Origin of the sequence: Streptomyces nigrescens (assembly GCF_027626975.1) — a bacterium.
In the GTDB taxonomy this organism is placed as follows: domain Bacteria; phylum Actinomycetota; class Actinomycetes; order Streptomycetales; family Streptomycetaceae; genus Streptomyces; species Streptomyces nigrescens.
The window spans coordinates 2,697,327-2,711,410 of record NZ_CP114203.1; the positions used below are offsets into that span (position 1 = coordinate 2,697,327).

Genomic DNA, 14,084 nt, shown 5'->3' on the forward strand with positions numbered 1-14,084 from the left:
CTCTAACCGGTGGCCCCATAAGGCACGGGTTCACACCAGCGCTCGAAGGGCCGGTCGAGGGTGTAGCGGCCGTCCGGGCCGAGCAGCAGGGTGCGCCATTCCGCGTTGCCGGGGTTGGACAGCGACTCGAAGTCGGCCACCGTCCAGTGGAACCAGCGCATACAGAACAGCCGCATGGTGAGCCCGTGCGTGACGATCAGGACGTTCGGCGGGTGCTGGGGGTCCTCGAAACTGCGCCACAGGCTCTCCAGGAACGCCCCGACCCGGTCGTAGACGTCGGCTCCGGACTCCCCCTGGGCGAAGCGGTAGAAGAAGTGGCCGTAGGCGTCGCGGTAGGCCTTCTGTCGTCGTACGTCCTCGCGGTCCTGCCAGTTGCCCCAGTCCTGCTCGCGCAGCCGGGGTTCCTCGCGCACCCGGACCCTGGCCGGGTCGAGGCGGAGTTCGCGGAAGGTCTGGTGGGTGCGGCGGTAGGGCGAGACATAGGCGGAGACCCGCTCGTCGCCGAACATCTCGCGTACCGCGCCGCCGGCGTCCGCCGCCTGCCGCAGCCCGGCCCTGGTCAGAGCGAGCGCATGATCGGGTTCCCGCTCGTACACGGTGTCGTCGACATTCCCCTCCGACTCTCCATGGCGGATGAGAACGATGCGTCGGGGCCGAGCCATGCCGCCAGCCTAGATCGGGTGCCTTGTACATGTCGCACGCTGTCGCGGTCGCAGCTCTGTCGCACATCCGTCCGTTGCCCTTCCCGTCTCCTTCTGCGTGTTTCTGCGCGTTTGTGCGGTGCGGATGCCAGGGGCACGGCCGTGGGTCCGTCGCTGTCGGGTATCCCTGGCCAGCCCCTGTGGTGGCTCGACGCCCGGGGGAAGCGGCCCGCTGGATGCCACGCCGGGCCGTAGAAGTGCTACCGGCCGATGAGCGCCGGTCAGTGGGCTGACAGGACCGGGCGGCCGTCGCGTATCTCGTAGGAACGGCCGCCGAAGCGTCGCCGCAGCAGACGGTCGTGGGAGACGACGACCAGGGCGCCGGGCCATGCCGACAGCGCGGCTTCGAGTTCTTCGACGAGGCCGAGCGCCAGGTGGTTGGTCGGTTCATCGAGCAGCAGCAGGTCCGCCGGGCGGGCCAGCAGCCGGGCCAGCGCGAGCCGGCGTCGCTGACCCGCGGAGAGCGCCCCGACGGGCACATGGAGGTCGCACTCGCGGAACAGGCCGAACGACAACAGCAGGGCGGTGAGCTCCTCCACGTCTCCGGCCAGCCCTCGGCGGAACACCGAGAGCAGCGGCTCGGCGGGACGGGAGACCGGTATTTCCTGCGCGAGGAAGCCGATCCTCCCTCGGCGCAGCACCGTGCCGCGGTCCGGTGTGGTGAGCCCCGCCAGGACACGGAGCAGAGTGGTTTTACCGGCGCCGTTGGCACCGTGGATCAGCAGGCGTTCACCGGCGGCGACGGCGAGGGAGTCCACCGCGAGCCGGTCCTCCACCCGCACGCCGTCGAGCCGCACGAGGGTGCCCTCGGCCTCGCCGACGTCCGGCGCGGCACGGAACCGGAGCGGATCGGGCGGCCTGGGGACGGGATTCTCCCGGAGCCGGCGCAGCCGCTCCTGGGCGTTGCGCACCCGGCTGGACACGGATGCCTGGACGCGGCCCTTGTCCCGGTCGTACGCCATCTTGTTGCCGTCCTTCATGGGCCGGCCCTGGGCGACGCTCCGTGCCGCGCCCTCGGCGAAGTCGGTGAGCTGTGCGATCTGTTCGCACCACCGGGCATGGTCCTGCTCCCAGCGACGGCGGGCAGCGTCCTTGGCCGCGATGAAGGTGCCGTATCCGCCGCCGTAGCGGACCAGGCCCCGGCGGTCGGCGTCGACCTCGACGAGGGCGGTGGCGATGCGCTGGAGGAAGAGCCGGTCGTGCGAGACGGTGAGGACCGTGCCCCGGTGGGCGAGCAGGGCGCCTTCCAGCCAGTCGAGGGCGGTGGCGTCGAGGTGGTTGGTGGGCTCGTCGAGGAGCATGATCTCGGGTGCCGCGGCGATCAGGCAGGCAATCCCCAGCCGGGCCTGCTCGCCTCCGGAGAGGCTGCCGAGCCGCCGGTCGTGGCCCAGCCGCGCCAGGCCCAGGGCGTGCAGTGCCCGGTCGACGCGGGCATCGGCTTCGTATCCGCCGCGCAGCTCCAAGACGGTGAGCAGATCGCCGTACTCCTCCAGACCGGCGGGAGTGGCCCGGTCGAGCCCGCTCTCCAGCGACCGGAGCCGGCGCTCCATCTCCCTGAGGTCCGCCAGAGCGGCGTCGATCGCGTCCTGGACGGTGCGGTCCGGCGGCAGGTCAGGGGTCTGACCGAGGTGGCCGACGCCGCCGTCGGCCCGGAGGACCACCTGGCCTTCGTCGGGCCGCTCGGCGCCTGCGAGGATGCGCAGCAGCGTCGACTTCCCGGCGCCGTTCTCCCCCACGATCCCGATGCGCTCGCCGGGGCGTATCGACAGGGAGACGCCGTCGAGCAGCAGGCGGTCGCCGTAGGACTTGGTGATGTCGTGCAAGGAAATCTGAGTGGGCAATCATCCCCCCAAGGTAAATGCAACCCTCGTTGCATTACGATGATGATGACAGACGGAACCCGCTAATGCAACTGGAGTCGCAATTGCCTGAGCAGACGGTCCCCGGCAACGGCCGCGAGTGCGGCGGCCCCGCACCCACCCCCGGCACCCGGCGCCCCGGCGGCCGCACCGCCCGCACCCGCGCCGCCGTCCGCGACGCCGTACTGGCCGGCCTCACCGAGCACGGCTATCCCGGCCTGACCGTCGAATACGTCGCCGCCCACTCCGGCGTGCACAAGACGACGCTCTACCGGCGCTGGAAGGACGTCGAGGGCCTGGTGGCGGACGCCCTGGACCTTGCGGGCGAGGACAGCTGGATCCCGCCCGACACCGGGTCCCTGGAGGGCGATCTGCGCGCCCTGGCCCAGGAGGTCGTCACCTCGTTCACGGACCCGGCAGTGGCGGCGTCGGGCTCCGCGATGATCGCCGCCGCCTTCCAGTCGGAGCGGGCGGCCGAAGCCCTGCGCGACTACTACATCGAGCGGTTCGCGCGCTGCGAGGCCCTCGTCGAACGCGCCGTCCGGCGCGGGGAGTTGCCGGCGCCCCCGGACGCTGCGCCGGAAATCCCGGCGGACGCCGCCTCCGACGCCACTGCGCACCGCGGCATCGACGCCGGAGCGCTCGTCCGCTCCGTCTCCGCGCCGCTCTTCTTCCGCCTGTTCATCACCCGGGAGCCGGTGGACGACACCGTCGCCGAGCAGGCCGTGGCGGCAACGCTGGCGGCCGCCCACGCCGGGGCGTTCACGGCCGCCGGCAAGGCCGGAGCCTCCCCCGGAGCGGCCCGCTGACCACGCCGTCCCTCACACCGTCCACGACGGTTCGAGCTGCACCACGTCGCCCGCGATCGCCCGGACATCCGCGGCTATCTGGGCGCGCAGCGCCAGCCGCTCCACCCGCTCGGGCCGGTACTTCCCCCGCTCGGCCGCCGACTGCCACATCGACAGCACCAGGAACTCCTCCCCCGGAGCCCGCCCCAGCATCCCCCGCAGCATGCCCGGCGAGCCCGCCATCGCCGGGTTCCAGACCTTCTCCTGCATCAGCATGAAGTGATCCACCCGCTCCTGGCGCACCTGGCAGTGCGCCAGCCGCAGGACGTCCACATCGCCGAAGGACGGGCGGAAGCCCACCTTCACATCAAACTCGTGCTCGAAGAGCCGGACTTGGGCGTCCTTGTACGTGCCGACCTGCGCGGCCGCCAGCCGGTCGTGCGAGCGCGCCATGAAGGAGTCGTAGAACGCCCGGCTCTCCCAGAAGGCGACCAGATGCGCGACGCCCGGCCGCGCCCGGCTCCATCCGCCGCCCTGCCCTCGGAACCCCGGCTCACCCAGCAGCCCCGCCCATTTCCGCTGCCCCCGCTCGAACCCTCGACGGTCCACGACGGTGAGGCGAATCCACTTGACCAGCACCGCGCCATCGTACGGCCCAAGAACGGACCGGGATCACTGCGCGTCACATTCCCACCACCCCGAACTTCCTTACGGGCGCGGATCGATGGGCGTGCGGACACCGAGCCGCCGCTCCACCGCCTCGGCCGCCTCCAGGCACAGGTCCTCCCGGTAGGAGCGCCCGATCAGTTGCACTCCGTACGGGAGCCCGTCCACCACCCCCGTGGGTACGGCCACCGCGGGCACGCCGACGAAACTGGTCGCGGTGCACAGCCGCATCGCGTGCTGCACCCTCTGATAGCTCTCCTCGTCCCGTACCTCCTCCCCCGGCGCGAACGGCGGATCGGTGAACACCGGCCCCAGGACCAGCGGATACTCGTCCAGGAAGGCCGCCCAGTCCCGCTGGATCCCCATCCGCACCCCGGTCAGCCGCAGATACTCCGGCAGCTCCACCGGGGCCGACCTCGCCATCCCCCACTCGACATAGCGATGGCCGCCCTCCCCGAGCAACGGCTTGACGGCCGGCCAGGTGGTGGCGAACTCCGTGAGCGTCATCCGGGCGTAGGCGTCGAGGGCATCGTCCAGCCGCGGTACGTCCGCCACTTCGCTCACCTGGTACCCCGCGTCCCGCAGCGCGTCCGCCGCGCCTTCCACGGCCCGGCGCACCGCGGGATGCACGCCACTGCCTCCGGGGTCCGTCACCATCGCCACCTTGAGGGGACGTCCCGGCGGCGTCCCATAGAGCGGCACCGGCACGGCCCGCGGGTCGCACGGATCCGCCCCGGCCAGCACCTCGTACGCGAGCCGCAGATCATCGACCGTGCGGGCCAACGGGCCGTCGACCACGAGGAACTGGGCGGCGAGCGAGGGGTCGTCCGGGCCGATGCGGTGGTCGGCGGCGAACCGCCCGTAGGTCGGCTTCAGACCCGCGACGCCACAGAAGGACGCGGGAATGCGCACCGAACCCCCGGAGTCGTTGCCGAGTCCGAGCGGGGCCATACCGCTCGCCACGGCCGCGCCGTCGCCGCCACTGCTGCCGCCCGGCGTCACCGCGGCACTCCAGGGGTTCACGGTGTCCCCGAACAGCTCACTGCGGGAATGGACGCCGGCCAGGATGAGCGTCGGCATATTGCTGTGCCCGACGGGGATGCCGCCCGCCGCTCGCAGACGCGCCACCGGGGGCGCATCGGAGCGCGCGACAAAGTCACGGAAGCGCTCCGCGCCGTAGGTCGTCGGCACACCTTCGATGGCCGTGGTCTCCTTGACGGTGAACGGCACACCGGCCAGCGGCCCCAGCTCCGCGCCCGCCGCACGCCGGCGGTCGACCTCCGCCGCCTCACCCCGCGCCCGCTCGGCGAGCAGCTGGGTGACGGCGTTGACGGCCGGGTTGACCTCGGCGATCCGCTCCAGATGCGCCTCGACCAGCTCCACCGCCGACACCTCCCCGGTGCGTACCGCCGTCGCCTGGGCGCGGGCCGTCATCTTCCACAGCGCGTTGCGCATGTCCTCCCCTTTTCGCGGCCCGGCCGGCCCTCCTGGGCCGCTCAGGCCGTCTTCCAGCCGTTCCGATGCACCTGCATCGCTTCGGCATCGTAACCTTGTCACCGATACACACGCATCGAATAATCGGAGCGCAGGGCATGCCCAAGCAGGTCGACCACGAGAGCCGCCGGCGGCAGATCGCCGAGGCGGTGTGCCAACTCGCTGACGAGAGCGGCCTGGAGGGCGTCACGCTCCGCGACGTGGCGGCCCGCGCGCAGGTGTCCATGGGCGCCGTCCAGCGCTGCTTCGGCACCAAGGAGGAGATGCTGGTCTTCGCGCTCGGCCACATCGGCGAACGGGTCACCGCGCGCGTGTCGGCCCGGCTCGCCGCCTCACCCGCCCAGTCGGCCCGTACGGCGCTGGGGCACGCCGCGACCGAGGTGTCGCTGCTCCAGGAGGAGCATCGCGCCGAGGCACGGGTCTGGCTGGCCTTTGTGGCTCAGGCCGCCGTCAGTCCGCCCCTGGCCGGAATTCTGCGCACCAACTACGCCGGTCTGCAGACGGTGTTCGCGCAGCTGATCGCCGAGGCGTCCGACACCGCCGACCCGGACCGCGCGGCCCGCACCCTCCTCGCCCTGGCCGACGGCCTCACCACCCATGTGCTGATCGGCCACCTCTCCCCCGCCGACGCGCTGGACGCACTGGACGGCCAGCTCAACCGCCTCTGGGACGCGCGGACAAGCTGAGCCGGCGCCCGGCGGCACCCCTGGCCTGACGGCACTTTTCAGCCACCCGAGTTGGATGCAAACCACGTGTGACCAGGGGCAGTTCACTCCGCCCACGGGGCGTCGGGCGTGGCACGATGGTCAGCCAACGGGAAGCCCTGGGGAGTTGTCCGCGTGACCGCGCAGGCCGCGCCACGCCCCCGGGAGATGACGGGAGGGAAGTCCGGTGAGCACGCTCAACAAAGGGATCGAGAAGGTCGAGGTAACGCTCAAGTGGGACCCGAGCCCCATCGGAACGCCGGACAATGACCTCGACATCGTCGCGGCGACCTATACGGCCGACGCGCCGCACGGCGAACCGGCCTATCTGGTGCACTTCGACAGCCGGTCGCCCGACGGGACCATCACCCTCAACCGGGACAGCAGGACCGGCCAGGGGTTCGGCTTCGACGAGATCATGACGCTGGAGCTGGACCGGCTGGCCGAGAACTACACCCGGGTGATCGTGGGGGTGGCCATCCAGCAGGGCGAGGGCCGCAAGGTCTTCGGCGATATCGCGAACACCGCCGTACGGATCCGCGAGGGCTACACCGATCTGGTGGAGCACGACTTCACCGAGATCGCGGGGGCGACCGCCGCGACGGTCGCCGAATTCACCCGGGACGAGGCGGGACAGTGGCGCATCCACCCGGCACTCCGGGGATTCGACACCGACCCGAACGCGTTCACCTCGGAAATGGGCCACTGACGCACCCCTGCCCGGCGCCCCCGGACGGGCACCACGGCGAAGTACGCGGGCCTACCCGGGGTGGCAATGCGGAAGAGGGTGCCGACCGGTGGTCGGCACCCTCTCTCACGTGCGGCTCAGCGTCCTCGGCAGATGCTCAGAGGTGCGTCGGACGCCTTCCGGGCGGTGTCAGCTGCAGCCGCTGGTCGACCCGCAGCCCTCGCACAGGTAGCAGCTGCCGGCCCGCTGCATCTTCGTCCCGCAGGAGAAGCACAGGGGAGCGTCGGCGTTGATGCCCAGCTGCATCTCGACGAGTTCGGCGTTGGTGTGCGCCTGCTTGGGGGCCGGGGCGGCGGCGTCCTCGACGATCTTCACCGCCGGGGTGGACTCCGTCACGGACTCCGACTGCCGCGGCGCCGACTGGGCCAGGCCCTCGACGTCGACCTCGTCCTCGGACGGCTCGTACGAACCGGTCTCCAGGTGGCGCGTGCGCTCCTCGACGGAGTGGATGCCGAGCGCCGAGCGGGTCTCGAACGGCAGGAAGTCCAGCGCCAGGCGGCGGAAGATGTAGTCGACGATCGACTGCGCCATCCGCACGTCCGGGTCGTCCGTCATACCGGCCGGCTCGAAGCGCATGTTGGTGAACTTCGAGACGTAGGTCTCCAGCGGCACGCCGTACTGGAGGCCCACCGACACCGCGATGGAGAAGGCGTCCATCATGCCCGCGAGGGTCGAGCCCTGCTTGGACATCTTCAGGAAGACCTCACCGAGACCGTCGTCCGGGTAGGAGTTGGCGGTCATGTAGCCCTCGGCGCCGCCGACCGTGAAGGAGGTGGTGATGCCGGGACGGCCCTTGGGGAGGCGGTTGCGGACCGGGCGGTACTCGACGACCTTCTTCTCGGCGACCGGCTCGGCCTTCTTCTCCTCCTCCTTCTTCTTGGCGGAGAGCGGCTGGCCGACCTTGCAGTTGTCGCGGTAGATCGCCAGCGCCTTCAGGCCGAGCTTCCAGCCCTCGAAGTAGACCTCCTCGATCTCCTCGACGGTGGCCGTCTCCGGGACGTTGACCGTCTTGGAGATCGCACCGGAGAGGAAGGGCTGCGCGGCGGCCATCATGCGCACGTGGCCCATGGCGGAGATCGAGCGCACACCCATGGCGCAGTCGAAGACCTCGTAGTGCTCGGTCTTCAGGGCCGGGGCATCGACGACATTGCCGTGCTCGGCGATGTGGGCGACGATCGCCTCGACCTGCTCGGGAAGGTAGCCGAGCCGCTTGAGCGCCTTGGGGACCGTGTTGTTCACGATCTGCATGGAGCCGCCGCCGACCAGCTTCTTGAACTTCACCAGCGCCAGGTCCGGCTCGACGCCCGTGGTGTCGCAGTCCATCATCAGGCCGATGGTGCCGGTCGGGGCCAGCACGGAGGCCTGGGCGTTGCGGAAGCCGTTCTTCTCGCCGAGGCGCAGGACGTCCTGCCAGGCCTCGGTGGCCGCCGCCCACACCGGGTTGTCCAGGTCGTCCATGCGCACCGCGGCGCCGTTGGCGTCGGAGTGCTGCTTCATGACGCGCTTGTGGGCGTCGGCGTTACGGGCGTAGCCGTCGTACGGGCCGACGACCGCGGCGAGTTCCGCCGAGCGCTTGTAGGAGGTGCCCGTCATCAGGGAGGTGATGGCACCGGCCAGCGCGCGGCCGCCGTCCGAGTCGTAGGCGTGACCGGTGGCCATCAGCAGGGCGCCGAGGTTGGCGTAGCCGATGCCCAGCTGGCGGTAGGCGCGGGTGGTCTCGCCGATCTTCTGGGTCGGGAAGTCGGCGAAGCAGATGGAGATGTCCATCGCGGTGATGACCAGCTCGACGACCTTGGCGAAGCGCTCGGCGTCGAAGGACTGGTTGCCCAGGTCGTCGTCGCGCAGGAACTTCAGGAGGTTGAGCGAGGCGAGGTTGCACGAGGAGTTGTCCAGGTGCATGTACTCGCTGCAGGGGTTGGACGCGGTGATCCGGCCCGACTCCGGCGAGGTGTGCCAGTGGTTGATGGTGTCGTCGTACTGGATGCCGGGGTCGGCGCACGCCCAGGCTGCCTCCGCCATCTTGCGGAAGAGTCCCTTGGCGTCGACCTCCTCGATGACCTCACCGGTCATCCGGCCGCGCAGCCCGAACTTCGAGCCGGTCTCGACGGCCTTCATGAACTCGTCGTTCACCCGGACCGAGTTGTTGGCGTTCTGGTACTGGACGGACGTGATGTCGTCGCCGCCCAGGTCCATGTCGAAGCCCGCGTCGCGCAGCGCGCGGACCTTCTCCTCCTCCTTCACCTTGGTCTCGATGAAGGCCTCGACGTCGGGGTGGTCCACGTCCAGAACGACCATCTTGGCCGCACGGCGGGTGGCGCCGCCCGACTTGATCGTTCCGGCGGACGCGTCGGCGCCGCGCATGAAGGAGACCGGACCGGAGGCGTTGCCACCGGAGGAGAGCAGCTCCTTGGAGGAGCGGATGCGGGAGAGGTTCAGGCCGGCGCCGGAGCCGCCCTTGAAGATCATCCCCTCTTCCTTGTACCAGTCGAGGATCGACTCCATGGAGTCGTCGACGGAGAGGATGAAGCAGGCGCTGACCTGCTGCGGCTGCTGGGTGCCGACGTTGAACCACACCGGCGAGTTGAAGCTGAAGACCTGGTGGAGCAGGGCGTACGCCAGCTCGTGCTCGAAGATCTCGGCGTCCGCCGGGGAGGCGAAGTAACCGTTCTCCTCGCCGCTCTTCCGGTAGGTCTTGACCACACGGTCGATGAGCTGCTTGAGGCTCGCCTCGCGGGTCGGGGAACCCACCGCGCCACGGAAGTACTTGCTCGTGACGATGTTGACCGCGTTCACCGACCAGAAGTCGGGGAACTCGACGCCACGCTGCTCGAAGTTGACCGAGCCGTCGCGCCAGTTGGTCATGACGACGTCACGAGACGCCCACTCCACCTCGTCGTACGGATGCACGCCGGGTGTGGTGTGAATGCGCTCGATACGCAGACCCTTGCTCGCCTTGCTGCCCTTGGCGCGGGAGCCTCGTGCCGGGCCGCTCGTCGTCTCTGTCATGCCGCCTCCCTGTATACGGGCAAACGCCCATATGTGCGCACGCATTCCGTGGCACGGTGTATGTCTTTCTGATACCGGGGCGCCCTGCTCTCGCCCCGACACAGGTCCTGGATGCGCGCCGAGCTCAGTCGGCGGCGGTGGCGGGGACGGGGACGGCCGGTCCGCCGGCCTCCCCGTCGGTCCCGCATTCCTGCCCGGGCGGCCCCTGCTCGCGCTGCTCCCGCAGCTCGGCGATGGCCGCCTCGAAGTCCTCAAGTGAATCGAAGGCCCGGTAAACGGACGCGAAGCGCAGGTACGCGACCAGGTCGAGTTCCTGCAGCGGCCCCAGTATGGCGAGCCCCACGTCATGAGTGGACAGCTCGGCACTGCCGGTGGCACGCACCGCCTCCTCGACCCGCTGGCCGAGCTTGGCGAGGGCGTCCTCGGTGACCGGGCGCCCCTGGCACGCCTTGCGCACTCCCGCGATGACCTTGTTGCGGCTGAAGGGCTCGGTGACCCCGCTCCGCTTGATCACCATCAGTGACGCCGTCTCGATGGTGGTGAAACGGCGGGAGCAGTCGGGGCACTGGCGTCGCCGGCGGATCGCCGTCCCGTCATCGGTGGTGCGGCTGTCGACGACCCGGCTGTCCGGGTGCCTGCAGAAGGGGCAGTGCATGGCTCTCCACCCTCCTCACCCTTTGATATACGGACGTACGTACGCCAACGAGCCCGGCGTACGGCGACAGACCTGCAGCCGGTCCGTACGGGCCCTTCGGAGCAGCCACCAGCATAGGCGATTCCCGGCCCCCGAGGGACCAGGCACCACAACTTCTGGGTGACCGAACGCATCTAACCACTAGATGTGGTGTCGGCCCGCTTACATCTGCCTACCGCGTGTCGCGGCGGAGACGGGCCGGGCGGTCGCCCATGAGAGTACGGGAAGCCACCCGGCCGGCGGCGCGGTGGGGCCGGGATGACAGAATCACCCGGGTCGGAACGGCCGGCCGCCGAGGCCTCCGTACGACGACGGCCCGACCCCCGTCCACCCGCACAACCCGGGCGGACGCATGCGGCCCAGGGCCCGAAATGCCGCTCGGCCATACACCCAGCCACTTGATCCGGGTAGGCAATCAGCGAATATTTCACTCGAACGTGTGTTTGGCGCAACCTTTCGAAAGCAACTACCGTTGGCTAACTAGGGAGAACATTTCGAGAGGGGCCGACGTGACCACCACCGCAGACAGCGCGACCATCACTGCACAAAGCCACTCCCAGAGCCGGTTCGAGCACCCGCAGAAGGCACAGCGGCCGATGGACGACGCCACGTTGGACTCCGAAGAGCAGAAGCCCGCCCGCGCACTGCCCGGCCGGCCCCCAGGGATCCGGGCCGACAGCTCCGGGCTCACCGACCGCCAGCGCCGGGTGATCGAAGTGATCCGGGATTCCGTGCAGCGGCGCGGCTACCCGCCGTCCATGCGCGAGATCGGCCAGGCCGTCGGCCTGTCCAGCACCTCCTCCGTCGCCCACCAGCTCATGGCGCTCGAGCGCAAGGGTTTCCTGCGGCGCGACCCGCACCGCCCCCGGGCGTACGAGGTCCGCGGTTCGGACCAGGCCAGCAGCGCCGCGACGGAGACCGCGGGCAAGCCCGCCGCGTCCTACGTCCCGCTCGTCGGCCGCATCGCCGCCGGCGGTCCGATCCTCGCGGAGGAGTCGGTCGAGGACGTCTTCCCGCTCCCCCGCCAGCTCGTCGGCGACGGCGAACTGTTCGTGCTGAAGGTCGTCGGCGACTCCATGATCGAAGCCGCCATCTGCGACGGCGACTGGGTCACGGTCCGCCGCCAGCCGGTCGCCGAGAACGGTGACATCGTCGCCGCCATGCTGGACGGCGAGGCCACCGTCAAGCGCTTCAAGCGCGAGGACGGCCATGTGTGGCTGCTGCCGCACAACTCCGCGTACCAGCCGATCCCCGGTGACGAGGCGACCATCCTCGGCAAGGTGGTGGCGGTACTGCGCCGCGTCTGACCCACCCCTCACGGCCGAGCCCCGGAACCACTGCGCCGGTTCCGGGGCTCTGTGTTGTGCTCCGCGGCCAGGGCCTGACCGGCCGCGGCCCCGGGGGTCCGCCGGACAGGCCTCAGGCCTCCGCCGTTTTCGCCGCTGCGTCGATCGCCGCCAACGACCGGCGGACCTGGTTGCGGTCCGTCGTGTACCAGAACTCCGGCATCGACTTGCGGAGGAAGGAGCCGTAGCGGGCCCGCTCCACCCGGGGGTCGAGGACGGCGACCACACCGCGGTCACCGGTGGCGCGGACCAGACGGCCGGCGCCCTGGGCCATCAGCAGAGCCGCATGGGTCGCCGCCACCGCCATGAAGCCATTGCCGCCGCCTTCCTCCACGGCCTTTTGCCGGGCGCTCATGAGCGGGTCGTCCGGACGCGGGAACGGCACCCGGTCCATCACCACCAGCTGGCAGTTCGCCCCCGGCACATCGACGCCCTGCCAGAGCGAAAGGGTGCCGAACAGGCAGGTACGCGCATCCTCGGCGAAGGCGCGGATCAGCTCGCCGAGGGTCTCCTCACCCTGGAGCAGGATCGGCACGTCCAGACGGCCGCGCAGCTCCTCCGCGGCGGCCTGGGCGGCGCGCATCGAGGAGAAGAGGCCGAGAGTGCGGCCGCCCGCCGCCTCGATCAGCTCGGTGAGCTCATCGAGCATGTCCGTACGGCTGCCCTCCCGGCCCGGCTGGGCCAGATGCTTGGCGACGTACAGGATGCCCTGCTTCGAGTAGTCGAAGGGGGAGCCGACATCCAGGCCCTTCCAGGGCGGGACGTCCTCGCCCTCCGTGCCCTCGGGGGCCAGGCCCAGGGACGCGGCGACCCCGTTGAAGTCGCCGCCCAGCTTGAGGGTGGCGGAGGTGAGGGTCACCGAGCGGTCGTCGAAGAGCTTCTCGCGCAGCAGGCCCGAGACGGACAGCGGAGCCACCCGGAGGGACGCGCCGAAGCGGTCATGGCGCTCGTACCAGACGACGTCGTACTCGGAGCCGTTCGCGATGCGCTCGGCGACGGCATGGACGTTCTCCACCGCGGCGAGGGCCTGCTTGCGGACGGCGTCCTCGTCCTGGACCGACTTGTCGCGGGTCGAGCCGAGCGCCGAGATGACCGTACGGGCCGCGTCCCGCAGCGCCATCAGGCAGTAGCCGAGATCTTCGGGGATCTCCTCCAGGCGGCCGGGCAGGGCCAGCTCCATGAGGCGCTCGAAGGTCTCCGACGCCGTCTGGAGCTGGTCGGCGGCCTTTTCGTTGACGAGCTTGGCGGCCCGGCGGACGGCGCGGTTGACCTGGCCGGGCGTGAGCTCGCCGGTGGCGACGCCGGTGACCCGGGAGACCAGCTCATGGGCCTCGTCGATGATCAGGACCTCGTGCTGCGGGAGGACCGGAGCGCCCTCGATCGCATCGATGGCGAGCAGCGCATGGTTGGTGACGACCACATCGGCGAGCTTGGCGCGCTCCCTGGCGGCCTCGGCGAAGCACTCCGCCCCGTACGCGCACTTCGAGGCGCCCAGGCACTCCCGGGAGGAGACCGAGACCTGGCCCCAGGCGCGGTCGGAGACCCCGGGAGTCAGCGCGTCGCGGTCGCCGGTCTCGGTCTCGTCCGCCCAGTCGCGCAGCCGCAGCAGGTCCTTGCCGAGCTTGCTGGTCGGCGTCGCCTGCTCGAAGACGTCGAAGAGGCCGTCCTCCTCTTCCTGCGGGACGCCCTCATGGAGGCGGTGCAGGCACAGGTAGTTCGAGCGGCCCTTGAGCATGGCGAACTCCGGGCGGCGGCGCAGCAGCGGATGCAGGGCCTCGACCGTCCGCGGCAGATCGCGCTCCACGAGCTGGCGCTGCAGCGCCAGGGTGGCCGTGGCGACCACCACTCTTTCGCCGTGAGCGAGCGCCGGGACCAGATAGCCGAGGGACTTGCCGGTGCCGGTGCCGGCCTGCACCAGCAGATGGGCCTGTTCGTCCACGGCCTCGGCGACGGCTTCGGCCATCGCCACCTGGCCGGGGCGCTCGGTGCCGCCGACGGCGGTGACGGCGGCGTGGAGCAGATCGGGGAGGGAGGGCTTTGTCATAGCGCTGCAAGCCTACGCGGGACCACTGACAGCC

11 protein-coding genes are annotated in these 14,084 nt (G+C 70.5%); 4 read left to right on the top strand and 7 right to left on the bottom strand.

Translation table 11 applies throughout. The features are described from left to right. Nucleotides 1-2 precede the first annotated feature (2 nt). Nucleotides 3-662 carry a histidine phosphatase family protein gene (locus STRNI_RS12215; protein WP_026170220.1) on the bottom strand — a complete coding sequence of 220 codons (660 nt, stop codon included), beginning with the start codon at nt 660-662 and terminating at the stop codon, nt 3-5. 260 nt (nt 663-922) lie between these two features. Further along, complete coding sequence (locus STRNI_RS12220) at nt 923-2,542, bottom strand: ABC-F family ATP-binding cassette domain-containing protein (protein ID WP_274738450.1); 1,620 nt, start codon at nt 2,540-2,542, stop codon at nt 923-925. A 65-nt stretch (nt 2,543-2,607) separates the two neighbouring features. Between STRNI_RS12220 and STRNI_RS12225 the strand changes: the two genes are divergently transcribed. Further along, entirely contained in the window at nt 2,608-3,369 is a 762-nt protein-coding gene (locus STRNI_RS12225) for a TetR/AcrR family transcriptional regulator (protein ID WP_274738449.1), read from the top strand. A 12-nt stretch (nt 3,370-3,381) separates the two neighbouring features. Here STRNI_RS12225 and STRNI_RS12230 read toward each other — a convergent pair whose 3' ends face one another. Beyond that, nucleotides 3,382-3,987, bottom strand: coding sequence for a YdbC family protein (locus STRNI_RS12230; RefSeq protein WP_018092894.1), 606 nt, complete (start codon nt 3,985-3,987; stop codon nt 3,382-3,384). Between the two features lie 69 nt (nt 3,988-4,056). After that, nucleotides 4,057-5,469 (bottom strand): amidase, encoded by a 1,413-nt coding sequence (locus tag STRNI_RS12235; RefSeq protein WP_277411266.1) that lies wholly within the window; start codon nt 5,467-5,469, stop codon nt 4,057-4,059. A gap of 137 nt (nt 5,470-5,606) precedes the next feature. Between STRNI_RS12235 and STRNI_RS12240 the strand changes: the two genes are divergently transcribed. Next, entirely contained in the window at nt 5,607-6,194 is a 588-nt protein-coding gene (locus STRNI_RS12240; protein WP_266446031.1) for a TetR/AcrR family transcriptional regulator, read from the top strand. 205 nt (nt 6,195-6,399) lie between these two features. Further along, complete coding sequence (locus STRNI_RS12245; protein WP_277411267.1) at nt 6,400-6,921, top strand: TerD family protein; 522 nt, start codon at nt 6,400-6,402, stop codon at nt 6,919-6,921. Between the two features lie 168 nt (nt 6,922-7,089). Here STRNI_RS12245 and STRNI_RS12250 read toward each other — a convergent pair whose 3' ends face one another. Together STRNI_RS12250 and nrdR are read right to left on the bottom strand one after the other, a co-directional pair. Further along, a complete protein-coding gene (locus tag STRNI_RS12250; protein WP_018092898.1) occupies nt 7,090-9,966 on the bottom strand; it encodes a vitamin B12-dependent ribonucleotide reductase in 2,877 nt (958 codons plus the stop codon). 124 nt (nt 9,967-10,090) lie between these two features. Next, a complete protein-coding gene (gene nrdR, locus STRNI_RS12255; protein ID WP_018092899.1) occupies nt 10,091-10,621 on the bottom strand; it encodes a transcriptional regulator NrdR in 531 nt (176 codons plus the stop codon). Nucleotides 10,622-11,169: 548 nt separating this feature from the next. Between nrdR and lexA the strand changes: the two genes are divergently transcribed. Further along, nucleotides 11,170-11,967 carry a transcriptional repressor LexA gene (gene lexA / locus STRNI_RS12260; protein WP_018092900.1) on the top strand — a complete coding sequence of 266 codons (798 nt, stop codon included), beginning with the start codon at nt 11,170-11,172 and terminating at the stop codon, nt 11,965-11,967. Nucleotides 11,968-12,079: 112 nt separating this feature from the next. Here lexA and STRNI_RS12265 read toward each other — a convergent pair whose 3' ends face one another. Then, nucleotides 12,080-14,050: an ATP-dependent DNA helicase gene (locus tag STRNI_RS12265; protein ID WP_159485825.1), complete on the bottom strand. Its 1,971-nt coding sequence runs from the start codon at nt 14,048-14,050 to the stop codon at nt 12,080-12,082. Nucleotides 14,051-14,084 lie beyond the last annotated feature (34 nt).